The following is a 24,317-nucleotide window of genomic DNA, read 5'->3' as shown; positions in this document are numbered from 1 at the left end:
TGCATCGAATTGATCGCCGCCAGCCTGGCGCAGACGGGAACCGTGGCGGCAGCGATGCCTCGAAAGGCCCAGGCGATAAGCTTTGCTCATCCGACTGCGGACCAATCATGGAGTTATCGATGCTGCGTCTCCCTCTGCTGTCCGCGTGGCGCTCGCTGTCCGGCTTCGGTCTGCTGCTGGGCACGCTGTTTTTCTGCGCGGCGCTGAAGCCCTCGCTGGTGCCGCGCTCGACGCTGAGCCAGGGTGTGCTGGCCGGCGCGGCACTGGCGGTCGGCTACGGCATCGGCGTGCTCTGGCGCTGGCTGTGGCGCTATCTGGGCCTGCCGGAACGCCCCGAGCACTTGCGCGAACGGGTCAATCTGCTGATTGCCGCCGTGTGCGTACCGCTGGCGGGTTTCTTTCTCAGCCAGGTTGCCGGCTGGCAGAACGCCGTCCGCGCGCTGATGGGCATGGAGCCGGTGAGCAGTGCGCATCTGATCGAGGTAGTCCTCACCGCGCTGGCGACCTTTCTCATCCTGCTGACGCTGGCACGGCTGTATCGGCTGGTGTCGCGTTTCGTCTCGCGACATGCCGACCGCATCCTGCCGCGCCGGGTGGCGAATGTCATTGGTGTGCTGGTGGCGCTGGCGCTGTTCTGGTCGCTGGCCACCGACGTGCTGGTCGCACAGGCGCTGCGGGCGCTGGATGCCTCGTTCGCCCAGTACGATGCGCTGATCGAGCCGGAAACGGCGCCGCCCGCTTCACCGCTGAAAAGCGGCAGTGCCGCCTCCACGCTACGCTGGGAAGAACTGGGGCGCACCGGTCGCGGCTTTATCGGCTCCGGTCCTTCCGCGGCAGAGATTTCGGCGGTGAGCGGTGAGCCGGCGCTGGAGCCGATCCGCGTCTATGTCGGTCTGCGCGCCGCCGAGACGCCGCGCCAGCGTGCCCGCCTGGCGCTCAGTGAATTGCAGCGCAGCGGCGCCTTCGAACGCTCGGTGCTGGTGGTGGTGGCGCCGACCGGAACCGGCTGGATCGATCCCGCGGCGATGAACACGGTGGAGTACCTGCACCACGGCGACATCGCCAGCGTGGCGTTGCAGTACTCCTACCTGAATAGCCCGCTGGCGTTGCTGGTGGAGGCGGATTACGGCCGCGACGTGGCCCGCGCCCTGTTCGCGGAAATCTACGCCTACTGGACGCGGCTGCCGCCGGAGCGCCGGCCGCGCCTGTATCTGCACGGGCTGAGCCTCGGTGCCCTGCATTCGCAACGTTCATGGGAGCTGCACGAGCTGCTCGGCGATCCCATTCATGGCGCGCTGTGGAGCGGGCCGCCGTTTCGCAGCGATCTGTGGCGCTCACTCACCGACAGTCGCAACGAAGGCAGCCCGGAGTGGCGTCCGCAGTTCCGTGATGGCCGCTTCGTGCGCTTCATGAACCAGCAGGGCACACCGGAGCCCGCCGATGCCCCCTGGGGACCGATGCGCCTGCTCTATCTGCAGTACGCCAGCGACCCGATCACCTTCTTCGACCATCGCTACGCCTGGCGTCGCCCGGACTGGCTGGCCGAGCCGCGCGGGCCGGACGTGTCGCCGTCGCTGCGCTGGTTTCCGCTGGTGACCATGCTGCAGCTGGCGGTGGACATGGCGGTGACCACACCGACGCCGCCCGGCTACGGGCATGTCTATGCACCGGCCGACTACGTCGATGCCTGGCGGATCGTCAGCGCCCCGGCAGGCTGGAGCGACGCCGCGCTGCAGCGTCTGAAGCAGCATCTGGCCCACGAACTGGCCCGCGCCAGTGAGGAGGACAGCGAGGAAGCCGCCTACGGCAACCGTGGCGGCTGAGCGGCGCGTGCTGTCCTCTCCCGGGCTCGCCGTGGTCGACCGCGCAGCCGCCGCCAGCCCAACAGCACGCCGCTGATGGCGATCAGCAGCATGCCGGCGCTGAATGCCAGCAGCAGGCCGTCACGCAGCAGCGGACGTTGCAGCAAGGGCAGCCAGTCCCAGCTGTGCAGCAGCTTGAACACCCAGCGCACCGCACGCCGGCGCTGGTCGAGTTGTTCGATGACGGTGCCGCTGTACGGATCGAGATGCAGCCAGGTCGCCGCCGGATCGTCGAAACGCACCCGCAGCAGCGGCAAGCGTCGCGGCAGATGGCTGTAGAGGCTCGGTTCGCTACGGGCGTAGTAGTGGAAGTCTTCCCGTTCCAGCCATTCGAAGCGCAGCTGCTGTTCGGGCCAGGCCTGGCGGACCTCGCGCTCCAGCAGGGCGCGCTCAAGGCGTTCCTGTGCCGGCTCGGAATGGGTGGCGGGCAGAATGCGTGTTTCACCCCCGGCATCGATACCGAGCAGATAGGGCTGATCGCCGAGCACGTGCCACTGCAGCTCCACCGGTTCGATACCAGCCTGGCGCAATCGAGCCAGTGCAGCGGCCAGATCCGTATCCAGCGCCTCGGCATTTAGCAGCGGCGCTTGCCGCAGCGCGGCGGCATCGATGGTCGAACGTTTCTCGAACAGCCCCCAGGGCTCCATCGACAGCATGCCGCTGCCCAGCCAGACCAGCAGCACCACGCCGATCAGCAGGCCGCCGACGTGGTGCAGGCGGCCGGCGCCGACCGGGTAGGGCGAGTGCGAGCCGTTGCGGTAGCGACCGGCGAAGCGCCAGCGCATTAGCCCGATCAGCATGCCCAGCAGAACCAGCACCGCGGCAAGCAGCGCACCGTAGACCAGCGCCACCGACCAGAGCGTCTTCGGCATGACCTCGCGCAACGGGTAGAGCCAGTGCAGCCAGGCGCCGAGCAGGTTCCAGGCGCGCTCGTGGGCGGTGGCGTCGCGCACCACCAGCCCGCTGTGGCTGGAGACGTACAGCAGCCGACCTTCGGCATCGTCCGCCTGCACCCGATACAGCGGTCGCTCGCGGGCCAGGGCGTGGTTGCGCGTCCAGGCATCTTCCTCGACCCGATCGAGCAAGCGCACCTCGGCACCGTCCGCAAACTGCCGCGCACTGGCCAGCGCCTCGGCAGCGCCGATGTGCTCGATGCGCTTGCCGCTACGCGCATCGACCGCCAACAGCGGGCCGTCGCCGTAGTCCAGCAGATAGCGCGGCGAGCCACCGGCGCCGGTCAGGCGCAGGCTGAGCGGCGTGCGCGGGACCTTGCTGGCGGCAAGCGCTGCGCCCGGTGCGATGCAGCAATCGACACTCAGCGGCTGCAGGCGTGACAGGTGCTCCTCCGGCGTCAGCTTGGGATAAGCGACGAAGAGCATCACCACGCCGCTGACGATCCAGAGCAGAACGAACAGGCCCAGTCCGATGCCCAGCCAGCGGTGCGCGAGGTACAGATAGCGCTTCATGCGGCTCAGAAGTCCAGGGTCACGGCGGCATACAGCGCGCGGCCATCGCCCGGCGCATGCAGCGACTGGACACCGTCGTACCAGACGTACTCGTAGTAGCGGTCGGTGAGGTTCTTCAGCTGCAGGTCGACGGCCAGCTGCTCGGTCAGCTGGTAGCTGGCGCCCAGGTTGAACAGCACGTAGCCGCCGTATTTGCCCTGGGTGTTCTCGCGTTCGAGGTAGTAGTCGGTCTGGCCGTTGAGCCAGGCGCTGAGCTGCAGGTCCGGCGTTGCCTGATAGGTGCTGCCGGCCGAGTACAGTCGCTGCGGCACGTGATCGATCTGCTGGCCCTGGCTGGCCGGCAGGCTCGGGTCGGCCTTCTCGATTTCGGAGAACTGCCAGGAGTGCGCCAGCCAGAGATTCAGATCGCTGGCGGGGTAGAGGTTGAGCTGGGCGTCGTAGCCCCAGCGGCGAGTCTGGCCGAGGTTTTCCGATTCGCCGCTGGGGTCGTTGAGCCGGCGCCGCACCTCGTCGGTGGCCACCTGCTCCCAGTAGGCGATGCGCCCATCGATCCAGTGCGCCGGGCTGAACTTGATGCCGGTTTCCCAACCATCGTTGATCGACGGCGAGAGGTCGCTGGTGCGCGGCGGCACCTTGTAGGCGGCCGCGCCGGTACCGATCTGGAAGGTCCGGCCCCAGTTGCCGTAGAGGCTCAGCTGCTCGATAGGCGTGTAGATCAGGCTGATCTTCGGCTGCTCGATGCTGCCGTAGTCGTTGATCGCGTAATCGTTGCCACTCAGCTCATCGGTGAAGTCGCCGCGGATGCGGTCGACGCGAAACGCCGGGATGATCTTCAGCGACTCGACCGGCTGGATCACCGCCTGCAGGTAGGCGCCGTAGCTGTCGTAGTCGAAGCGCTGGTCGCGGGTCTGAGTCACGACCTGGCGCTCGACGGTGGTGTAGCGCTCGCTGCGGTTGCGCTGCTGTTCGGTGTCCAGCCCGCCTTCGAGAGCCAGGTCGTACAGCCAGGACACGTCCGGGCGATAGGTCAGCGAGGTGCGTGCGCCGTAGTGCTTCTCCTCGCTGGTACGCCGCTGCTGTGGCGCCGATTGCGAGAAACGCACCCAGCGGTCGTCGTCCAGGGTGTTGAGCCAGACCTTGGTCGCCCAGCTGAGATCGCTGGCCAGCGGGCTGTCCAGATGCAAGCTGAGCTGGTTCATGCGTCGCTCGCCCATGTCGCTGGCCGACAGCGCGTAAGACTGGCGTGGCGAGTGGCGGGCATCCTCACGCGACAGGTAACCCGGCTCGTCGGCCTCGGCCTCGTAATGCCGGGCAATCAGGCCGAGGCGCCAATTACCGGCATCCGGCGTGTAGAACCATTTGCCGGACAGGCTGGTGCGTTCGCTGCCGGCATGGTCGCGATAGCCATCGCTCTTCTGCTGGCCGATGAAGTAGTTCTGCGTCCAGTTGCCGCTTTCGATGCCCTTGGCCAGCTGCAGCTCCTGGGTGTCGTAGCTGCCGTAGCGGAGCCGCGCCTTGCCGTAGTCACCGCCGATACGAGACTGCACGGCGACGTTGCCGGCGATGTTGTACAGGCCGTAGCGCGGGTCGTTGGTGCCGCGCACCACCTCGATACCGTCGATCTCCAGCGGGAACAGCATGTCCAGATAGGGCATGTTGCCGTCGTTGCTGTTGCTCGGGATGCCGTCGATCAGCAGCTTGACCGCGTTGACCTCGCCCTCGCCATTGAAGCCGCGGAAGGACAGCTTGCCGGAGCTGGTGCCCTGGCCGAATTCGGTGAGCATCACCCCCGGCGCGCGACGAAACAGCTCCCAGCTGTAGAGCACCGGCTGTTGTTCGAGGATGTCGCCGCCGAGCAGATCGACCGAGCTGATCACGCTGCTGGTCGGCAGGCCGCCACCCGACTGGCTCGCAGTGACGGTGCTGCTGCCCAGCGACAGCGCGGAGGCGGCGGTATCGGCAAGACTTGCCGGCAGATAGGCAGCGGCCAGGGCCGCGATAACAAGACGAGGCAGCGCAGAGCGCCGCGACAGGTGCGCAGGATGATCGAGCATCTCGCATTTTCCTTGTGCAACAGACAGGGCCGCACGGCGAATAGCCGGCGACAGATGCCCGCACGCCGGCCATTGGCGGGTGCAGGTCAGTTCAGAAGTAGCAACGAGGAGTGACGCCAGCGGCGTCAGGCGAGGGGTGAGGCGCGCGGGTTGAGGGCTGGCCATTGTTGCCGTGGCGACGGCCGATGGGCGCCTGCTTCGGCGACCCGGGTCAAGTGCCCGGCGGTTTGTTGCGGCAGTTGCGGCGATGCTCCGGGCAGCGCCGCCAGCCCCACCGAACCGGCGCAACAGCAACAAGGCGGCATCCCGCCATGGGCGCTCGGCTCATGCTCGCCATGGGCCGTCGACTCGTGCAGCGCGTGCGAGTGCTGCTGCGCCTGCGCCTGCGCCTGCGCCTGCGCCTGCATCAGCGTGCAATGTCCGCTCCAGCCAAGCAGCCGCTTGGCATCGGTCGGCAACAGACCCGACAGCGGCATGCTCAGCAGATGGATCAGCAGGGCCAGGCTGGCGAGCCAGGCAGGAAGGCGGCGGCGTGTCATCGGCGATCCGATCAGGCGCAGGTGCGAATGGCGTTCATGATAGGAACGACTCTCAGCAAAAAGAGTTGCGCAAACTCAAGAATATCCGCCGATAGGCCTGCTGGTCAGGCTCGCTGCGCGAAGTCATCGCCACGCAGCGAACCAACCCCTCAGCGAGCGTCGAGCAGCGCCTGCGCCGCGTCGGCAGGCTGGCCGGCCAGCTGGCGCTGGGCCTGCTTCTGCTGCTTGTAGGCCAGCGCCGCGGCCGGCACCGGCGTCACCGTGCCGGTTTCCAGCCACTTTTTCAGGCGGTTGGCGTCGGCCATATGGGTGTACTTGCCAAACGCATCGAGCACCACGAAGGCCACCGGCCGTTGCTTCATGGTAGTGCTCATCACCAGGCAATGGCCGGCGGCATTGGTGAAGCCGGTCTTGCTCAACTGGATGTCCCAGTTGTTCTTGCGCACCAGGGCGTTGGTGTTGCGAAAGCCGAGGGTGTAGTTGGGCTTGCGGAAGGCGACGGTCTTCTCGTCGGTGGTACTGAACTGCTGGATCAGCGGGTACTGGCGGCTGGCGCGGATCAGCTTGACCAGGTCATTGGCGCTGGAGACGTTGCGCTCGGATAGGCCAGTCGGCTCGACGTAGTACGTGCGGCTCATGCCCAGCGCGCGCGCCTTGGCGTTCATCGCCTGGATGAACGCCGAGTAACCGCCCGGATAGTGGTGGGCGAGGCTCGCCGCGGCGCGGTTCTCCGAAGACATCAGGGTCAGCAGCAGCAGCTCGCGGCGGCTGATTTCGCTGCCGATGCGCACGCGGGAGAACACGCCCTGCATTTCCTTGGCGTCGCGGATGGTCACCGGCAGCACCTGGTCCAGTGGCAGCTTGGCATCCAGCGCCACTATCGCCGTCATCAGCTTGGTCACCGAGGCGATCGGCACCACCATGTCGGGATTGCTGGAATACAGCACTTCATTGGTATTCAGGTCGACCAGCAGCGCACTGCCGGAAGCGAGCTCCTGAACGGCCGGCTTGGCGGCCTGGGCATGAAGAACCGGCAACGAGGCCAGGCAAACGACGAACAGACTGGCCAGGGTACGACGAAAGTTCACGATAGGTTTTTCCCCGCGATGAAAGGGCGAAATGCGCTGAATGCGACGTGGTAGACGTTACGCCAGTATAGGGAATCGCCAGACGGCCCGCCTGTTCCCGATGAACGGTTCGTCGGAAGCAGCCCGCTTGCTGCCGGCACGGCGGACACATGCTGATGTGTATCACCACACGGCAGTCCGCGATCGGCTGCACCTCTCGGCCTTTTTGGAGTCAAACACTGACACTTACCGAGGGGAGGTCCCGCCATGTCCCGTTTCAGCAAGTCCACCACCCGCGAAGAAGTCCAGCACGAGATCGACAGCCTGATGCGCGCGCTCGATGAACTGAAGCACGACGCCGCCCGCGATTCACGCAAGCGCCTCAGCGCCCTGCGCTCGCGTGCCGAATCACTCTGGCACGATCAGGATTGGGACGAGCACTACGCCGACCTGTCCAAGCGTACCCGCGAGGCCAGCCGCGCTGCGCGTGACTGCGCCAAGGAGCACCCGCTGGGCACCCTGGCTCTGGCCGCAGGCGCCTTTGCCGTGATCGGCTACCTGATCAGCCGTCGCTGATCGGCAGTCGTCATGCTCAATGCCGAAACGCCGCGGTTGAAGTTCGCCCTCTACGGTGCGCACGACGACCTTGGCAGTGCGCTGCTGGTGGAGCTGCTCAGCCGCCAGCACGAGGCCGTGGCATTGCTTGACGACCTCAACTCGATTTCCGCCCGGCCTGGCCTGCGGACCAAACCGGGCGATCCGTTCGATGCGATGAGCGTAAGCGAGAGCGTGGCCGGGATGGATGCGGTGATCTGCCTGTTCCAGACGCCGCGTCTGCCTGGTCCGGGCAGAATCACTGGCGAGTCACCCCAGCGTGATTTCTATCAGGCGGTCGAGGCGCTGTTGCTCGGGCTGGAACGCGCCAGGGTCGAGCGCCTGTTGCTGGTTGCCGACTACCCGGCGATCGAATTGCAGCCGGAGGTCGAGGCGGCGCTGCAGCGACTGGCCAAGCATCCGCTGCGCTGGACGCTGGTGGATGCGCCATCAGCCGGCAATCAGCTGACCATCGAGACGCTGGCCGAAGCGGCGGGCAAGGGCGACGCCAATCCCTATCGGGAATTGCAGCGTATTGCCGCCGGCATCGTCGACGAACTGGAAAATCCCCAGCACATCCATCAGCGCATCCACTTCAGCGGCTAGCTAAGCTGCCGACGCAGTTCGGCCAGCACCGGCGCGGTATCCGGACGCACGCCACGCCAGAGTTCGAACGCCTCCGCAGCCTGCTCCACCAGCATGCCGAGCCCGTCACGGGTATCCGCACCCAATGCTGCCGCCCATTGGCAGAACGCCGTGGGCTTGGCCGCGTACATCATGTCGTAGCAGAAGGTATGGCCTGGCTGGATCAGGCTGTCGGCCAGCGGAGGCAATTCGCCGCCGAGGCTGGCCGAGGTGCCATTGATGATCAGGTCGACCGGTTCGGCAAGATCGGTGAAGGTGCTGGCCGACAGCGGACCGAGCTCGGCAAATTCCTGTGCCAGCTGTTCGGCCTTGCTCACGGTGCGGTTGGCGATGATCAGCGCGGCGGGCCGCTGCGCCAGCAATGGCTCGAGTGCGCCGCGCACCGCACCGCCGGCGCCCAGCAGCAGGATACGCCGGCCACGCAGCGCCACACCGGCGTGCAACAGATCGCTCACCAGCCCGGCGCCGTCGGTGTTGTCACCGAGCAGATGGCCGTCTTCGAGCTTCTTCAGCGTGTTCACCGCACCGGCACGCCGAGCACGCTCGGTGAGCTGATCAGTCATCCGGTAGGCCTGCTCCTTGAACGGCACGGTGACATTGGCGCCAAGCCCATCCTGGAAAAACGCCCGGGCGAACCCGACAAAATCATCCAGTGGCGCCAGCAAGGCTTCATAACGCAACACCTGGCCGGTCTGCGCGGCGAACAGGGCGTGAATCTGCGGTGATTTGCTGTGGCCGATGGGGTTGCCGAAGACGCCGTAGCGGTCCATGGGTGAATCCTTGCGCAATGTGGGATGCAGAAGCCGTCGAAGGTCAGGGCTGTTCGGCGAGCCAGTCGCGGTCCTGCAGGAAGTATTCGGTCAGCCGCGCTTCCGGCGTACCGGGCTCGGGATGCTTGTCATAGCCCCAGGCCACTTGTGGCGGCAGCGACATCAGGATGGATTCGGTACGCCCGCCTGATTGCAGGCCAAACAGCGTGCCGCGGTCATAGACCAGGTTGTATTCGACGTAGCGGCCGCGGCGCAGCAGCTGGAACTGCCGCTCGCGCTCGCCGAATGGCGTGGCCTTGCGCCGCTGGACGATGGGCAGGTAGGCGTCGAGATAGGCATCGCCGACCGCACGCATGAAGGCGAAACTGGTGTCGAAGTCCCACTGGTTCAGGTCGTCGAAGAACAGGCCGCCTACGCCGCGCGGTTCGTGGCGATGCTTGATATGGAAATAGCGATCGCACCACTCCTTGTAACGTGGGTAGACCTCGGCACCGAACGGCGCGCAGGCATTTCGCGCGACCCGGTGCCAGTGCACGCAGTCTTCCTCGGCGCCGTAGTAAGGCGTCAGGTCGAAGCCGCCACCGAACCACCAGACCGGTTCCTCGCCTTCCTTCTCGGCGATGAAGAAGCGCACGTTGGCATGGGACGTGGGCACGTAGGGGTTGTGCGGGTGGATCACCAACGACACGCCGAGGGCCTCGAAACCGCGCCCGGCCAACTCCGGACGATGGGCGCTGGCTGACGGCGGCAGGCTGTCGCCATGCACGTGGGAGAAGTTCACGCCGCCCTTCTCGATCAGCGCGCCGTTCTCGATCACCCGGGTCCGGCCACCGCCGCCACCGGGCCGCGTCCAGGCGTCCTCGGCAAAGCGCGCGCCGCCATCTTCGGCCTCCAGCGCAGCGCAGATGCGGTCCTGCAGATCGAGCAGATAGGCTTTGACGGCTTCGGTCCTGTGGTTCACGAAATCACCTTGCGAATGACCGCACGCAGCCCTAAGACGCGGCTGAGCGGTGCTTGAAACGGGGTCGGCCGGCAAGCATAGCATTCAGCCGATTGACGAACGCAGCCCCGGCGGGTTGGATAGGCGCTCTTTCAAACGACCAGGAGCCAGACATGTCCCAGCGCATCCAATTCAGCCAGCACGGCGGTCCCGAAGTCCTGGAACAGGTCGATGCACCGCTCAGCGCGCCGGCTGCAGGCGAAGCGCGCGTGCGCAATCACGCCATCGGTCTGAACTTCATCGACACCTATTTCCGCAGCGGTCTGTACCAGCCGCCGAGCCTGCCATCCGGGCTGGGCACCGAGGGTGCCGGTGTGGTCGATGCGGTGGGCGAGGGCGTCGACCATCTGCAACCGGGTGACCGCGTCGCCTACGCCACCGGGCCGCTCGGCGCCTACGGCGAACACCACACGCTACCGGCGCGGCATCTGGTCAAACTCCCGGATTCGATCAGCTTCGAGCAGGCTGCCGCGGTGATGCTCAAGGGCCTGACCTGCCAATATCTGCTGCGCCAGGTCCATTCATTGCAGGCCGGCGAAACCGTGCTGTTCCATGCCGCGGCCGGCGGCGTCGGCTCCATCGCCTGTCAGTGGGCGCGCGCACTGGGCGCGCAATTGATCGGCGTGGTCGGTTCCGCGGACAAAGCCGAGCGGGCCAAGGCCCTGGGCGCCTGGGCTACCATCGATCGCACCGGTGAAGATGTAGTGCAGCGTGTGCTGGAGCTGACCGAAGGCAAAAAATGCCCGGTGGTCTACGACTCGGTGGGCAAGAACAGCTGGGAGGTTTCCCTCGATTGCGTTGCCCCGCGCGGCCTGCTGGTGAGCTTCGGCAACGCCTCCGGTGCCGTCACCGGGGTGAACCTGGGTGTGCTGGCGCAGAAGGGCTCTTTGTTCGTCACTCGACCGATTCTGGCTGGCTACGCCGATACGCCGGAGCGCTTGCAGGCCATGGCCGACGAACTGTTCGAGATGATCGGCAGCGGCAAGATCGAGGTCGAGATCGGCCAGCGCTATTCGCTCAGCGAAGCGGCCGAAGCCCAGCGCAGGCTGGCGGCAGGGGAAACCACCGGATCGACCATTTTGCTGCCCTGAACACGACGGCGGCCGCCGCTACAGGCAGCCGCGCAGCCGTCGACGCGCTGGCTCAGGCCGGGCGAATCACCTCGCCCGTGCGCAGATCGCGAATGACGCTGGGGTTGCGTCGTCCACCCAGCGGGCCGTTGAGCACCGCGTCGAGCTGCCGTGGGAAATACTGCTCCACCCGCAGCCGCGAGCGCGCTGCGGGACGGCCGGCAGGGTTGGCGGAGGTCGATACCAGCGGCCCGGTCAGCGCGCAGAGACGTTTGACCAGCGGGTGATCGGTTACCCGCAGCGCAACGCTGTCGTGCCGCCCGGTGATCCACTCCGGCAGCCGGCCGCGATGCGGCACCAGCCAGGTGTTCGGCCCCGGCCAGGTGCCGGCCAGACGATCGAGCCAGCGCTCGGGCAGATCCTCCAAGAGGAAATCGAACTGCTCGATGCTGTCGGCAATGAGGATCAGGCCCTTCTCCACCGGCCGCTCCTTGAGCGCCAGCAGTCGCAGCACCGCGTCTTCGTCCCAAGGGTCACAGCCAACTCCCCAGACCGCTTCGGTCGGGTAGGCGATCACTCCGCCGGCCCGGACTACCCGCGCTACCTGCTGCACACGCCAATCGCCGATCATGCCGACCTCTGCCTGGATGAAAAAAGCGGCAGTTTACCCAAGGCGCCTGTTGCCGAGCAGAGGGGCCTCATACTGATTCGCAACAAGCTGCAACAGACCCCCGCAAACCGCGGGGCCTGGATTGGCAGGCACGCACCGCAGGCTGGCAGCTCCATCTAGCGGGAGATCACCACCCACAGGCCGTTGTCACTGGCCACCAGCCCGTCAACTTCCAGTTCGGTCAGCTGCGCCAGCACCTGCCCCAGCGGCTGATCGAGCGCCACGGCCAGTGCTTCGCTGCTCCGCGGAGCGGCCAGCAGCTCGCGCAGCAGCGGGTTGTCCGGCCGGGTCTGCGTTCGTGTTTCGCCAGCCGCCGGAGCAACGCACTGCCAGCCACGCAGCGCTTCGAGCACATCCTCGACCGATTCCACCAGCGCCGCGCCCTGGCGAATCAGCTGATGACAGCCACGGGCGCCGGGATGATGGATTGAACCGGGAATCGCATACACCTCGCGACCCTGCTCGGCGGCCAGGCGCGCGGTGATCAGCGAGCCGCTGGACGGACTCGCCTCGACCACCAGCACGCCCAGCGACAGGCCGCTGATGATCCGATTGCGTCGCGGGAAATTACTCGCCTGCGGCGGGCAGTCCAGCGGCAGTTCGGACACCAGCGCACCGCCGCCTTCGACGATCTGCCGCGCGAGTGCGACGTGGCGCTGCGGATACAGCCGCTCGATCCCGGTGCCGAGCACCGCGATGGTCTTGCCACCGGCGTCCAGCGCGCCCTGATGAGCCGCGCCGTCGATGCCCAGGGCCAGTCCACTGGTGATGATGAAACCTGCTCCGGCCAGGCTGCGGGAGAAGGCCCTGGCGTTGTCCAGGCCATTGCGTGAAGCGCGGCGGCTGCCGACCATCGCCAGCTGCGGTCGCTCGAGCAGTGACGGGTCGCCGGCAATGAACAGCAGCGGCGGCGCATCAGGCAGTTCGGCGAGCAGAGCAGGGTAGTTGGGGTCGTCCCAGCAGAGCAGATGCCGCTCCGGCTGCTCCAGCCAGGCGAGGGCGGCGCTGGCACGTTCACGGATTTCGGCACTGCGCCGCGGCTCGGCACAACTGGCGGGCAACCCCAGCGAGCGCCAGGCACTGGCTGGCGCACTCAGCGCCGAAGCGGCATCGGGAAACGCACTGACCAGCTTGCGCAGGCGACGCGGTCCGAGTTCGGGCAGCAGATGCAGACGCAGCCGGGCTTCGAGCTCGGCAGGGGAAATGGCAGGCATGGGCGAGTACTCCTTGTCTCATTACACCGCATCCTTGCGGTGTTATCGCAGCATGAAAAAGCCCCGCATTCGCGGGGCTTTCTTGCTTCAGGGGTTACGGACTTTGTCCTTCACCGACAGCGAGCGGGTCGCCTGCAGCACCAGGCCGTAGCTGAGCTTGTCGTAGGTGCGGAACACCATCAGCAAGCCGGAACGCTCGTCCGGAATCTTCACGTTTTCGCCAGTCACACGGTCACGCACTGTTTCACCGGTCTTGTAGACGGCCAGCACATTGCCGTCCTTCAGCCCGTCGCGTGCGCCCCTGTTCAGCGTGACCACATCGAACTGGCCGATCTGGGTAACGCCGCGCGGTACGTCGAGGATCACGCCTTCGACATCGGTCGACGGCGCGCTGGGCATGAAGGTGGAGTTGACCGCACGCTCTTCGCCCGGGAACAGGCGATCGCCGATGCGCGCTTCCTGAGTGGTACGGGTCAGCTGCATGGTGGCGATGTCGCCTTCGATTTCGACGATCTCGACGGTGCCAACGTCATCGGCGTTGATGCCGAGGAACTCGCCGGTGTCCGGATCGACGTAGGTCTTGCCCTGACGGAAGATGCCGTAGGCCGGCATGTTCGCTTCGAAGCTGCCGCGGCCGTAGATGCGATCGCCGGCGCCGCTGATCACCCGCTCGGCATTGCCGGCGACGATGTACGGAGCACCCTGGAACTGCTCGGCGGTGTCGACGATGCGGTTGCTCAGCAGGAAGCTGTTGATCGCCTCCAGCGGAATGGTCGGGATGGCTTCGGCCATGGGTGTGGTACGCACGGTCGGCGACAGCTTGATGGTGCCGCGCGAGGCGCCGCGGTCGAGTACCAGGCGCGGCTGGCCGTCGACATAGATCAGGCTGAGGGTGTCACCGGGATAGATCAGATGAGGATTGGCGATCTGAGGGTTGGCGTGCCACAGCTCCGGCCATTTCCACGGCTCGCGCAGGAAGCGGCCGGAAATGTCCCAGAGTGTGTCGCCCTTCACCACGGTATACCGCTCCGGGTGATTGTCCTTGAGCTGCACCGCGGCCTGGGCGAGCCCGCCGACGGCCACCAGCAGCAGGGCGAGTAGTGATTTCCTCATGTGGTGAATCCCTTTATTATGTGCCTTCACGTAAAGCGCCCTAGCGCCGCGGAACCCTTTTGGATCGCGGCATTAAGCCGTTTTCCATGCTGCTCGGCATCTTAGCAGCGGCTTTTGACTTTATTCCATAAGTGCATCACAAACGCATATGGCCATTCTGAACATCCTTGAATTTCCCGATCCGCGGCTGCGCACCATCGCCAAACCGGTGGATGTGGTCGATGACGAGCTTCGTCAGCTGATCGACGACATGTTCGAGACCATGTACGAGGCTCCGGGCATCGGCCTGGCTGCAACGCAGGTCAATGTGCACAAGCGCGTGGTGGTGATGGACCTGTCCGAAGACCGGTCCGAGCCGCGAGTCTTCATCAATCCCGAATTCGAATCGCTGACCGACGAGATGGACCAGTACCAGGAAGGCTGCCTGTCGGTCCCGGGCTTTTACGAGAACGTCGACCGTCCGCAGAAAGTGCGGATCAAGGCGCTGGATCGTGATGGCAAGCCATACGAACTGGTCGCCGAAGGCCTGCTCGCGGTATGCATCCAGCATGAGTGCGATCATCTCAACGGCAAGCTGTTCGTCGACTACCTCTCCAGCCTCAAGCGCGACCGGATCAAGAAGAAGCTGGAAAAGATCCATCGCCAGCAGGCTTGATCATTCCCGAATCCCAAAGGCTTGCTACGCAAGCCTTTTTTGTTAGCGAGCCCTCATGACCCAGCCCTTGCGCATCGTTTTCGCCGGCACCCCGGAATTCGCCGCTCAACACCTGCAGGCCCTGCTCGATGCCGGCAAATCGATCGTTGCCGTCTACACCCAGCCGGATCGCCCTGCCGGTCGCGGCCAGAAGCTGATGCCCAGCCCGGTCAAGCAGCTCGCCGTGCAGCACGACATCCCGGTTTTCCAGCCGCAGACCCTGCGGGACCCGGCGGCCCAGGCGGAGCTGGCAGAACTGCAGGCGGACCTGATGGTAGTGGTCGCCTATGGCCTGATCCTGCCGCAGGCAGTACTCGACCTGCCGCGCCTGGGTTGCATCAACAGCCACGCCTCGCTGCTGCCACGCTGGCGCGGCGCCGCGCCGATCCAGCGCGCGATCGAGGCCGGCGACAGCGAGTCCGGCGTCACCGTGATGCAGATGGAGGCGGGCCTCGACACCGGGCCGATGCTGCTCAAGGTCCATACGCCAATATCCGCCGAGGATACCGGCGGCACGCTGCACGACCGGCTCGCCGAGCTCGGCTCGCAGGCGGTGGTGCAGGCGGTCGACGCACTGGCTGCCAGTTCGCTGGTGCCCGAAGCCCAGGACGACAGCCTGGCCACCTATGCGCACAAGCTGAGCAAGGACGAGGCGCGCGTCGACTGGACCCGCCCGGCCGTCGATCTGGAGCGGCTTATCCGTGCGTTCAACCCATGGCCGATCTGCCATAGCACGCTCGCTGGCGAGGCTCTGAAGATCCATGCCGCTCGTCTAGCTGAAGGGCAGGGCGAGCCGGGCCGGATCCTCGAAGCGAATAAGGACGGGCTGACCGTAGCCTGTGGCGAAGGCGCTCTGTCGCTGACTCGTCTGCAGCTGCCAGGAGGCAAGCCGCTTGGCTTCGGCGACCTGTACAACAGCCGGCGCGAGCAGTTCGCGCCCGGCCAGGTGCTCGGCCAATGAACCCGCGCCTGGCCGCCGCCCGTGCGCTGAGCGTCGTGCTCTCGGGCAAGGCCTCGTTGGGCAGCAGCCTGCCCGAGGTGCTCGGCAAGGTGGACGCGCGTGATCGCGGCCTGACCCAGGACCTGGCGTTCGGCACTGCGCGCTGGCAGCCACGCCTGGCCGGACTGGCCGACAAGCTGCTGCAAAAACCATTCAAGGCGGCCGATCGCGATGTCGAGGCGCTGTTGCTGGTGGGCCTGTACCAGCTGTTCTATTCCCGCATTCCGGCGCATGCGGCCATCGGCGAAACCGTCGGCTGCGTCGACAAGCTGAAGAAGCCCTGGGCCAAGGGATTGCTCAACGCCGTATTGCGGCGCGCCCAGCGCGAAGGCGAAGCCCTGCTGGCCGAACTCGAACACGACCCGGTGATCCGCGTCGCCCATCCGCGCTGGCTGCAGAAGGCGCTCAAGGCGCACTGGCCGGAGCACTGGGAAGCCATCTGCGCGGCGAACAATGCCCATCCGCCGATGATGTTGCGGGTCAACCGCCGTCAGGTCAGCCGGGACGGATACCTGGCCGAGCTGCAAGGCGCCGGTATCGAAGCTCATCCCTGCGAATTCAGCGAGGATGGCATCCGCCTGGCCGCGCCGTGCGACGTGCACCAGCTGCCAGGCTTTGCCGAAGGGCGGGTCAGCGTGCAGGACGAGGCCGCGCAGCTGGCCGCCTCGCTGCTCGACCTGGCGCCGGGCCAACGTGTGCTGGACGCCTGTTGCGCACCGGGTGGCAAGACCTGTCACCTGCTCGAACGCGAGCCGCAATTGGCCGGGCTGGTTGCGCTGGATCTGGAACCCAAGCGTCTGCTGCGAGTTCGTGAAAACCTCGAGCGTCTGCATTTACAGGCCGAACTGGTCGCCGACGACGCCCGTGCCACCGAGCGCTGGTGGGATGGCAAGCCGTTCCAGCGCATCCTGCTCGATGCGCCCTGCTCGGCCACCGGCGTGATCCGTCGCCATCCGGACATCAAGCTGACCCGCCAGGCCGACGACATCGCTCCGCTGGCCGCACTGCAGGGCGAGATGCTCGATGCCCTGTGGCCGACGCTGGAGGTCGGCGGCGTGCTGCTCTATGCCACCTGCTCGGTGCTGCCGACCGAGAACCGTGAAGTGATCGCCGCCTTCCTCGAACGCACACCGGGCGCCCGTGAACTGGATCTAGCGGGCGGCTTCGGCCTGCCCCAGATGCACGGGCGCCAGCTGCTGCCGCAGGAGAGCGGCCACGACGGCTTCTACTATGCCAAGCTGATCAAGATCGCGGCGCAGCCACGTGGCCGAGATGCCTAAGCCGAACCCCGGCGCAGTGCGCGCGGGCCCAACATGGAAGCGGCGGCAGTCGTCCGCCTTTCAGGAGTGATCGCGTGAAGATCATCATTCTCGGTGCCGGTCAGGTCGGCGGCACGCTCGCCGAACACCTTGCCAGCGAAGCCAACGACATCACCGTGGTGGACACCGACGGCGAGCGCCTGCGCGATCTCGGCGATCGCCTGGACATCCGCACCATCCAGGGCCGCGGCTCGTTTCCCACCGTGCTGCGCCAGGCCGGAGCGGACGATGCCGACATGCTGGTGGCGGTGACCAACAGCGACGAAACCAACATGGTTGCCTGCCAGGTCGCCTACACGCTGTTCCATACGCCGACCAAGATCGCCCGCGTGCGTGAATCGGCGTATCTGGTCCATTCAGGCCTGTTCAACAACGAAGCGATTCCGGTGGACGTGCTGATCAGCCCCGAGCAGGTGGTCACCAACTACATCAAGCGCCTGATCGAGCATCCCGGTTCGCTGCAGGTGATCGACTTCGCTGGCGGCAAGGCCCAGCTGGTCGCAGTGCGCGCCTATTACGGCGGCCCGTTGGTCGGCCAGGAACTGCGCCAGCTACGCCGCCACATGCCCAACGTGGACACCCGCGTCGCGGCCATCTTCCGCCGCAACCACGCGATCCTGCCGCAGGGCGACACGGTGATCGAGGCCGATGACGAAGTGTTCTTCATCGCTGCCAAAGGCCACATCCGCGCGGTGATGAGCGAGATGCGGCGCCTCGACGAGAACTACAAGCGCATCGTCATCGCCGGCGGCGGTCACATCGGCGAGCGACTGGCCGAGGCAATCGAAAGCCGTTACCAGGTCAAGATCATCGAGATGAACCCGGCGCGTTGCCGCTACCTCTCCGACACCCTGGACAGCACCATCATCCTGCAGGGCAGCGCCTCGGACCGCGATCTACTGGTCGAGGAGAACATCAACGAAGCGGACGTTTTCCTCGCGCTGACCAACGACGACGAGGCCAACATCATGTCCTCGCTGCTGGCCAAGCGCCTCGGCGCGCGCAAGGTGATGTGCATCATCAACAACCCGGCCTACGTCGACCTGGTCCAGGGTGGCGAGATCGACATCGCCATCAGCCCGCAGCTGGCGACCATCGGCACGTTGCTGACCCACGTCCGCCGCGGCGATATCGTCAGCGCTCACTCGCTGCGCCGTGGGGCAGCCGAAGCCATCGAGGTGATCGCCCACGGCGACCCGCGTTCGAGCAAGGTAGTGGGTCGCGCCATCGAGCAGATCGCACTGCCACCGGGAACCACTATCGGCGCGGTGATCCGCGACGATCAGGTGCTGATTGCCCACGACGATACGCGTATCGAATCAGGCGACCACGTCATCCTGTTCCTGGTCGACAAGAAACACATTCGCGATGTGGAGCGCCTGTTCCAGGCCGGGCTGACCTTCTTTTAATCCTGGTTACCGCCGAATAAACGACCCGCCAACTGGCGGGTCGTTTTGTTTTATCAATCAGGAAACCCTTGCGTCTGCTTCCTCGCGATTTTCACCATCCCCTCCAATTGCATCCATTCGCCTCCAATGCCTTCCGATTTCCATTTTATGGCCAGCTTTTGTACTCTCCAAGCTTGACGCTGGTTTAACCGGTCGATTGAACGAAACTATCGTCAATCGGTTTTACCAGGCCGCGCCGAAAACGTTCTCAACCTGAGCATGAGCAATGCCCCTCCTAGACAAATAACGATCCGATTCCTCGGGTCTCTACAAGGAACAGGAGAAACTCCCATGAGGAACAGCACCATCCCGACACGCTCCCGCCGGCTGCTGATCGGCTGCGCCGCCCTGGCCAGCCTCGGTTTCGCCAGCATCACCCAGGCCGATACCCTGGAAAAGATCAAGAACAGCAGCAGCGTCCGCATCGGTTACGCCAATGAAACACCGTTCGCCTACACCGCCCTCGACGGCAGTGTCACCGGTGAATCGCCGGAGATCGTACGCAAGGTCTTCGAGCGCATGGAGATCGACACCATCAAGCCGGTGCTCACCGAGTGGGGCTCGTTGATTCCCGGGCTGCGCGCAGGGCGCTTCGATCTGATCGCCGCCGGCATGTACATCACCCCTGAGCGCTGCAAGCAGGTACTGTTCACCGATCCGCACTACCGCCTGCTCGACACCCTGTTGGTGGCCGAAGGCAACCCGAAGAACCTGCGCAGCTACGAGGACATCGCCGGCAACCCCGAGGTGAAGATCGCCATCATGTCCGGCACCGTTAACCTCGGTTATGCGCGCAAGGCCGGCATCAAGGATTCGCAGATTCTGCAGGTGCCCGACACCACCTCGCAGCTGCAGGCCGTACGCAGCGGTCGCGCCGATGCCGCCATCGGCACCCAGCTGACCATGAAAGGGCTGGCGGACAAGGCCGGTGACGATGTCGAAGCCATCGCTGACTTCAAGGACGACCCGTCCCGTGCCGGCTACGGTGCGCTGGCCTTCCGTCCACAGGACAAGGCGCTGCGTGACGCGATCAATGCCGAGCTCAAGCAATGGCTGGGTAGCGAGGAGCATCTGAAGACCATTGAGCCATTCGGCTTCGATCGCTCCAACGTCACCGACAAGACCGCCGCCGAACTCTGCGGTGCCTGACAGCCCGGCGGGCGGGGGGTCGGCACCGCCGACCCGCTGTTCCGCCCGTGAACGCTGACCAAGGCTGCGCCGCTGTTTGCGCAGCCTCGCTCAGCGCTCCGGAAAACCGGATAGCGCATCATGATCGAACTGCTTCCTCTGCTGCTGCAGGGTGCCTGGGTCACCGTCAAGGTGACCTTCTTCGGCTCCCTGCTGGCCATCGCCTGCGCGCTGATCGCCGCGCTGGCCCGGCTCTCGCCAGTGGCGCCATTGCGCTGGCTGGCCATCACCTATATCGAGGTCTTCCGCGGCTCGTCGCTGCTGGTGCAGCTGTTCTGGCTGTACTTCGTGCTGCCGATGCCGCCGTTCAATATCGAAATGAGCGCCTTCGCCGTGGCCGTGGTCGGCCTCGGCCTGAATATCGGTGCCTACGGCGCCGAGGTGCTGCGCGGCGCGATCCGCTCGGTGCACCGGGGCCAGCATGAAGCCTGTCAGGCGCTGAACATGACGCCACTGACACGCATGCGCCGAATCATCCTGCCGCAGGCATTACTGGCGGCGATCCCGCCTGGCACCAACCTGCTGATCGAACTGCTGAAGAACACTTCGCTGGTCTCGCTGATCACCCTTTCCGACCTGGCCTTCCGTGCCCGCCAGCTGGATCAGGCGACGCTGATGACCATGGAGATCTTCGGTCTGGCATTGGTCATCTACTTCGTTCTGGCCCAGACGATAAACTTCGGCATGCGCCAACTGGAGCGGCGCCTGGCCCGCGGACGGATGCGCGGGGGCCTGTCATGAACTTTTTCGACTGGCAGTTCGCCCGCGAGATCCTGCCGCGCCTGCTGGATGCCTCGCTGACCACCATCGGCATTGCCCTGGCCGGCTTCGCCATCGCCGTGGTGCTCGGCCTGTTCCTCGCCATCGGCCGGCGCAGCCGCCTGCGCTGGCTTTCCTGGCCGATCACCGGGTTGATCGAGTTCATCCGCAGCACACCGCTGCTGATCCAGGTGTACTTCCTGTTCTACGTATTCCCCAACTACGGCCTCAACCTCAGCGCGATGCAGGCGGGGATCATCGGCATCGCCCTGCACTACGCCTGCTACACCGCCGAGGTCTACCGCGCCGGCCTGGACGCAGTGCCGCGCTCGCAGTGGGAGGCGGTCACCGCGCTGAACATGAAGCCCTGGACCGCCTACCGCGACGTGATCCTGCCGCAGGCGCTGCGTCCGGTGCTGCCGGCGCTGGGCAACTACCTGATCTCGATCCTCAAGGACACGCCCGTTCTTTCGGCGATCACCGTGGTGGAAATCATGCAACGGGCCAAGAACATCGGCTCCGAAAGCTTCCGCTATCTCGAACCGATCACCATGGTCGGCATCTTCTTCCTCATTCTCAGCCTCGGCCTCGCCTGGTGCGTGCGCCGTCTGGAAAACCGCATGGAGCTGACCCGATGACTACGCCGATGCAATCCACGGATACCCTGAACCCGACACCACAGCAGCCAGAGCAGGCGCAGCCTCTGGTGCGCTTCGCCGGCGTGACCAAACGCTACGGCGAGCTGACCGTGCTCGACGGGCTTGATCTGCAAATCGAGGAAGGCGAGAAGGTTGCAATCATCGGCCCCAGCGGCTCGGGCAAGTCAACGCTGCTGCGGGTGCTGATGACGCTAGAGGGCATCGACGAAGGCGTGATCGAGGTCGACGGCGAGCCACTGACGCACATGCCCGACGCCAGTGGCCAGCTGGTCCCGGCCAATGCCCGTCATCTGCGACGAGTGCGCGGCAAGGTCGGCATGGTATTCCAGAGTTTCAACCTGTTCCCGCACATGAATGCTCTGCAGAACGTCATGGAAGCGCCGGTGCAGGTGCTCGGTCTGAGCAAGGCCGAAGCCCGCGGACGTGCCGAAGAACTGCTGGCCATGGTCGGCCTGGAAGACAAGCTGGAACACTTCCCGGCCCAGCTCTCCGGTGGCCAGCAACAGCGCGTGGCGATTGCCCGTGCGCTGGCCATGCGGCCGAAGGTGATGCTGTTCGACGAGGTGACCTCGGCGCTCGACCCGGAACTCTGCGGTGAGGTGCTGAACGTGATTCGCCGCCTTGGCGAGGCGCACAACCTGACCATGCTCATGGTCACCCACCAGATGGGCTTCGCCCGCGAGTTCGCCGACCGAGTGTGCTTCTTCCATCAGGGCCGGATTCACGAGCAGGGCAGTCCGGATGAGCTGTTCAACAACCCGCAGGAGGAGCGCACCCGGGAGTTTCTCAGCGCGGTCAACGAAGCCCACTGAGACGCCACACCGCCGTCACAGGCTGCCAGCACGATACGGGCGCAACGGCTAAGACCAATGGCGTATGCTGGCAGCCTTGCCCGGTAATCGCTTTGCACTAAAGTGAGGAAACTTCCCTGGGCGCCGCGCTGCAAAAAGGTCCGAAAATGCTCGAATCACTGGAAAAGATGCTCTCCCAAGGCATGGATAATCCGATGCTGCGCTTCGGCCTCGGCAAGGGTTACATGGACGCCGGGCAGCCGGGCCGGGCGGCAGAGCACTTGCGCCGCTGCGTCGAACTCGATCCGAAATATTCCGCCGCCTGGAAACTGCTGGGCAAGGCGCTGCAGGCCGATGGCGACAAGCCGGGCGCCCACCAGGCCTGGGAGCGCGGCATTGCCGCGGCGAACGCCCAGGGCGACAAGCAGGCGGAAAAGGAAATGAGCGTGTTTCTGCGTCGGCTCGACCGGCTGACGCCTGACTGAACCGGCAGCGTCGCGCGCCGCGGAATCAGTCCTCGCGCACGAACTGCAGGCCGACCCCTTCGGCATCGACCCGCATCACCACCATCCGCAGTTCCGGCGCCGGGATCGGCAGGTCCTGCACCTGCCCCGTAACCATCGCACCCGGCTGCAGTACCACCAGTTCGGGATGTCGCACGTAGACACCGCCGTCCGACAGATCACGGGTATGGGCGAAAACCTCGCCGAACGCCGGATGCGCAATGCGGATGCGGCACTTCATGTTGGTACGCGGATGCTGTCGCTGATTGCGCATACGATCGTCCTTGTCGTTGTTATTCGTCAGTACCAGCGCTTTTCGCCAGCGGGGCGTTTCTTGAAGCGCTTCATGGTCCACATGTATTGGCTGGGATAGGCGCGCACGTACTTCTCGATCATTGCGCTCATCGCCGCAACGCCGGTTTCGGCATCCTCGCTGTACATCCCTTCGGGCGCTGCCTCGAGCACCACCTTGTAGCCCGAACCGTCCTCCAGGCGCAACGCGTGAAGAAAAACGCCAACCGCCTTGCCGCCGGCGAGCATGCCCGGCACGAACTTGCTGGTTAGCGCCTGGGTGGCAAAGAAAGGCACGAATATGCCGCTGCCTTCGCTCGGTTCCGGATCGGCCGGGATACCCACCGCGCCGCCACGGCGGACTTCCTTGATGACGCTGAGAATGCCTTCGCGGGTCGACGGCGCAACCCGGTTGCCCAATTGCACACGTTGTTGCTGCAACAGTTCGTCCACTGCCTTCAGCTTCGGCGGACGATAGAAGATGATCGGCTTGCACTGGTCGCAATAGAAATGATTGAGCACTTCCCAGTTGCCCAGGTGGCTGGTGATGCCGACCACGCCCTTGCCGGATGCCAGCGCCGCCTGCAGCACTTCAAGGCCTTCGACCTGGCGGACCAGACCGAGGGTCTTCTGCGCCGGCCAGATCCAGGCGCAGGCGCTTTCGGTGAAGGTCATCCCGGTTTCGCGCAGCGTGCGGCCGAGCAGCGCTTCGAGCTCCGCGGCGCTCAGTTCGGGAAAGCACTTCTGCAGATTGATCCGCGCCACCTCACGCGAGCGGTTCGGCAGCTTCCACATCAGCCAGCCGATCATCGCGCCCAGACCCTGGACCATGCCCCAGGGCAGTCGAGCGAACAGTCGCAGGGAGCCGACGACGATGGCACCTTTGAGCTTTTCCACACCGCACTCCGAAATTTTCAGGTCGCCTAGTCTACCTGCAACCGCAGTCAGCTTTCAGGCGCAGCCGTCGCAATGCCCTGCATCTTGGCAACGTAACCCTGCGGTGGATCATTCGGTGCCAGCCAGCACGGCATACCGCTCGCAGTCGGTGACGTGATCCATGACCAGGCCGCATGCCTGCATGTAGGCATAACAGATGGTCGGCCCGACGAAGCTGAAGCCGGCCTTCTTCAGCCCCTTGCTCATCGCCTCGGCCTCGGGCGAGACGGCCGGGACCTGTGCGATGCGCTCGAAGCGGTTGATCTTCGGCTCGCCGTCGACGAAGGACCAGATGAAGTCCACCGGGTCTTCCAGTTGCAACCAGGCACGTGCGTTGCTGCGCGTCGCCTCGAGTTTGCGCCGGTTGCGGATGATGCCGGGGTCCTGCATGCGTTCGTCGATCTCGGCATCGCTCATGCGCGCCAGACGCTCCGCATCGAAGCCGAACAGCACCTGCCGGTAGCGCTCGCGCTTGCGCAACACGGTGATCCACGAGAGACCGGCCTGGAAAGCTTCCAGCAGGAGGAATTCGAACAGCACCTGCGGATCACGAGTCGGCACGCCCCATTCGCGATCGTGGTAGTCGATGTACAGCGGGTCCGTGCCGCACCAGGCGCAACGTGGCATGTGGTCTCCTTGCGCAGGCCTCGTCCGATGGCCGAAAC

Annotated in this window: 25 protein-coding genes; 13 read left to right on the top strand and 12 right to left on the bottom strand. The window is 65.4% G+C overall.

What is annotated here, in order from left to right; all coding sequences use genetic code 11:
* Nucleotides 1-119 precede the first annotated feature (119 nt).
* Complete coding sequence (locus PSEST_RS00185) at nucleotides 120-1,823, top strand: alpha/beta hydrolase (protein WP_015275063.1); 1,704 nt, start codon at nucleotides 120-122, stop codon at nucleotides 1,821-1,823.
* Here PSEST_RS00185 and PSEST_RS00180 read toward each other — a convergent pair.
* The 4 genes from PSEST_RS00180 to pbpG all read right to left on the bottom strand — a co-directional run bounded on the left by PSEST_RS00180 (nucleotide 1,802) and on the right by pbpG (nucleotide 7,009).
* A complete protein-coding gene (locus tag PSEST_RS00180) occupies nucleotides 1,802-3,328 on the bottom strand; it encodes a hypothetical protein (RefSeq protein ID WP_015275062.1) in 1,527 nt (508 codons plus the stop codon). The genes PSEST_RS00185 and PSEST_RS00180 overlap by 22 nt on opposite strands.
* A 5-nt stretch (nucleotides 3,329-3,333) precedes the next feature.
* Nucleotides 3,334-5,382, bottom strand: coding sequence for a TonB-dependent receptor (locus PSEST_RS00175; protein WP_015275061.1), 2,049 nt, complete (start codon nucleotides 5,380-5,382; stop codon nucleotides 3,334-3,336).
* Between the two features lie 125 nt (nucleotides 5,383-5,507).
* Nucleotides 5,508-5,921, bottom strand: coding sequence for a DUF2946 family protein (locus tag PSEST_RS00170; protein ID WP_015275060.1), 414 nt, complete (start codon nucleotides 5,919-5,921; stop codon nucleotides 5,508-5,510).
* A 149-nt stretch (nucleotides 5,922-6,070) separates the two neighbouring features.
* Nucleotides 6,071-7,009, bottom strand: a complete 939-nt coding sequence (gene pbpG, locus PSEST_RS00165; protein WP_015275059.1) for a D-alanyl-D-alanine endopeptidase — start codon at nucleotides 7,007-7,009, stop codon at nucleotides 6,071-6,073.
* Between the two features lie 246 nt (nucleotides 7,010-7,255).
* Here pbpG and PSEST_RS00160 point away from each other — a divergent pair, with 246 nt between their 5' ends.
* Together PSEST_RS00160 and PSEST_RS00155 are read left to right on the top strand one after the other, a co-directional pair.
* On the top strand, nucleotides 7,256-7,564 hold the full coding sequence (locus tag PSEST_RS00160; protein WP_015275058.1) for a DUF883 family protein: 309 nt from the start codon (nucleotides 7,256-7,258) through the stop codon (nucleotides 7,562-7,564).
* A 12-nt stretch (nucleotides 7,565-7,576) separates the two neighbouring features.
* Nucleotides 7,577-8,188, top strand: coding sequence for an NAD(P)-dependent oxidoreductase (locus PSEST_RS00155; RefSeq protein ID WP_015275057.1), 612 nt, complete (start codon nucleotides 7,577-7,579; stop codon nucleotides 8,186-8,188).
* Here the strand turns inward: PSEST_RS00155 and aroE are convergent.
* The gene (aroE, locus tag PSEST_RS00150; RefSeq protein WP_015275056.1) at nucleotides 8,185-8,997 is read right to left on the bottom strand and encodes a shikimate dehydrogenase; all 813 of its coding nucleotides are present in this window, start codon (nucleotides 8,995-8,997) and stop codon (nucleotides 8,185-8,187) included. The genes PSEST_RS00155 and aroE overlap by 4 nt on opposite strands.
* A gap of 43 nt (nucleotides 8,998-9,040) precedes the next feature.
* A complete protein-coding gene (gene hemF / locus PSEST_RS00145) occupies nucleotides 9,041-9,958 on the bottom strand; it encodes an oxygen-dependent coproporphyrinogen oxidase (RefSeq protein ID WP_015275055.1) in 918 nt (305 codons plus the stop codon).
* Nucleotides 9,959-10,110: 152 nt separating this feature from the next.
* Between hemF and PSEST_RS00140 the strand changes: the two genes are divergently transcribed.
* A complete protein-coding gene (locus PSEST_RS00140; protein ID WP_015275054.1) occupies nucleotides 10,111-11,088 on the top strand; it encodes an NADPH:quinone reductase in 978 nt (325 codons plus the stop codon).
* Nucleotides 11,089-11,140: 52 nt separating this feature from the next.
* Here PSEST_RS00140 and PSEST_RS00135 read toward each other — a convergent pair whose 3' ends face one another.
* The 3 genes from PSEST_RS00135 to PSEST_RS00125 form a co-directional block, all read right to left on the bottom strand.
* Nucleotides 11,141-11,698, bottom strand: a complete 558-nt coding sequence (locus PSEST_RS00135) for an L-threonylcarbamoyladenylate synthase (RefSeq protein ID WP_015275053.1) — start codon at nucleotides 11,696-11,698, stop codon at nucleotides 11,141-11,143.
* Nucleotides 11,699-11,853: 155 nt separating this feature from the next.
* Nucleotides 11,854-12,951: a DNA-processing protein DprA gene (gene dprA, locus PSEST_RS00130; protein WP_015275052.1), complete on the bottom strand. Its 1,098-nt coding sequence runs from the start codon at nucleotides 12,949-12,951 to the stop codon at nucleotides 11,854-11,856.
* Between the two features lie 87 nt (nucleotides 12,952-13,038).
* Nucleotides 13,039-14,064: a LysM peptidoglycan-binding domain-containing protein gene (locus PSEST_RS00125; protein ID WP_015275051.1), complete on the bottom strand. Its 1,026-nt coding sequence runs from the start codon at nucleotides 14,062-14,064 to the stop codon at nucleotides 13,039-13,041.
* Between the two features lie 148 nt (nucleotides 14,065-14,212).
* On the opposite strand from PSEST_RS00125, the gene def reads away from it, so the two are divergent.
* The 9 genes from def (at nucleotide 14,213) to PSEST_RS00080 (ending at nucleotide 22,407) form a co-directional block, all read left to right on the top strand.
* Nucleotides 14,213-14,719, top strand: a complete 507-nt coding sequence (gene def, locus PSEST_RS00120; protein ID WP_015275050.1) for a peptide deformylase — start codon at nucleotides 14,213-14,215, stop codon at nucleotides 14,717-14,719.
* Nucleotides 14,720-14,774: 55 nt separating this feature from the next.
* Nucleotides 14,775-15,719, top strand: coding sequence for a methionyl-tRNA formyltransferase (gene fmt / locus PSEST_RS00115; protein ID WP_015275049.1), 945 nt, complete (start codon nucleotides 14,775-14,777; stop codon nucleotides 15,717-15,719).
* On the top strand, nucleotides 15,716-17,038 hold the full coding sequence (rsmB, locus tag PSEST_RS00110; RefSeq protein ID WP_015275048.1) for a 16S rRNA (cytosine(967)-C(5))-methyltransferase RsmB: 1,323 nt from the start codon (nucleotides 15,716-15,718) through the stop codon (nucleotides 17,036-17,038). Before fmt ends, rsmB begins: the two co-directional genes overlap by 4 nt.
* Before the next feature lie 74 nt (nucleotides 17,039-17,112).
* Nucleotides 17,113-18,486 carry a Trk system potassium transporter TrkA gene (trkA, locus tag PSEST_RS00105; protein WP_015275047.1) on the top strand — a complete coding sequence of 458 codons (1,374 nt, stop codon included), beginning with the start codon at nucleotides 17,113-17,115 and terminating at the stop codon, nucleotides 18,484-18,486.
* A gap of 330 nt (nucleotides 18,487-18,816) precedes the next feature.
* Nucleotides 18,817-19,674: an ectoine/hydroxyectoine ABC transporter substrate-binding protein EhuB gene (ehuB, locus tag PSEST_RS00100; protein ID WP_015275046.1), complete on the top strand. Its 858-nt coding sequence runs from the start codon at nucleotides 18,817-18,819 to the stop codon at nucleotides 19,672-19,674.
* 120 nt (nucleotides 19,675-19,794) lie between these two features.
* Nucleotides 19,795-20,454 carry an ectoine/hydroxyectoine ABC transporter permease subunit EhuC gene (gene ehuC / locus PSEST_RS00095; protein ID WP_015275045.1) on the top strand — a complete coding sequence of 220 codons (660 nt, stop codon included), beginning with the start codon at nucleotides 19,795-19,797 and terminating at the stop codon, nucleotides 20,452-20,454.
* The gene (ehuD, locus tag PSEST_RS00090; protein WP_015275044.1) at nucleotides 20,451-21,110 is read left to right on the top strand and encodes an ectoine/hydroxyectoine ABC transporter permease subunit EhuD; all 660 of its coding nucleotides are present in this window, start codon (nucleotides 20,451-20,453) and stop codon (nucleotides 21,108-21,110) included. The genes ehuC and ehuD overlap by 4 nt, the downstream gene beginning before the upstream one ends.
* The gene (gene ehuA / locus PSEST_RS00085; RefSeq protein ID WP_015275043.1) at nucleotides 21,107-21,943 is read left to right on the top strand and encodes an ectoine/hydroxyectoine ABC transporter ATP-binding protein EhuA; all 837 of its coding nucleotides are present in this window, start codon (nucleotides 21,107-21,109) and stop codon (nucleotides 21,941-21,943) included. The genes ehuD and ehuA overlap by 4 nt, the downstream gene beginning before the upstream one ends.
* A 146-nt stretch (nucleotides 21,944-22,089) precedes the next feature.
* Complete coding sequence (locus PSEST_RS00080; protein WP_015275042.1) at nucleotides 22,090-22,407, top strand: tetratricopeptide repeat protein; 318 nt, start codon at nucleotides 22,090-22,092, stop codon at nucleotides 22,405-22,407.
* A gap of 25 nt (nucleotides 22,408-22,432) precedes the next feature.
* Here PSEST_RS00080 and PSEST_RS00075 read toward each other — a convergent pair whose 3' ends face one another.
* The 3 genes from PSEST_RS00075 to PSEST_RS00065 all read right to left on the bottom strand — a co-directional run bounded on the left by PSEST_RS00075 (nucleotide 22,433) and on the right by PSEST_RS00065 (nucleotide 24,279).
* Entirely contained in the window at nucleotides 22,433-22,699 is a 267-nt protein-coding gene (locus tag PSEST_RS00075; RefSeq protein WP_015275041.1) for a PilZ domain-containing protein, read from the bottom strand.
* Nucleotides 22,700-22,725: 26 nt separating this feature from the next.
* On the bottom strand, nucleotides 22,726-23,613 hold the full coding sequence (locus PSEST_RS00070; RefSeq protein WP_015275040.1) for a lysophospholipid acyltransferase: 888 nt from the start codon (nucleotides 23,611-23,613) through the stop codon (nucleotides 22,726-22,728).
* 108 nt (nucleotides 23,614-23,721) lie between these two features.
* A complete protein-coding gene (locus PSEST_RS00065) occupies nucleotides 23,722-24,279 on the bottom strand; it encodes a DNA-3-methyladenine glycosylase I (protein WP_015275039.1) in 558 nt (185 codons plus the stop codon).
* Between the last annotated feature and the right edge of the window lie 38 nt (nucleotides 24,280-24,317).

Origin of the sequence: Stutzerimonas stutzeri RCH2, assembly GCF_000327065.1 — a bacterium.
GTDB classification, from domain to species: domain Bacteria; phylum Pseudomonadota; class Gammaproteobacteria; order Pseudomonadales; family Pseudomonadaceae; genus Stutzerimonas; species Stutzerimonas stutzeri_AE.
Note: the sequence above shows the minus strand (reverse complement) of the source record. Positions and strands in the feature narration are given on the sequence as shown.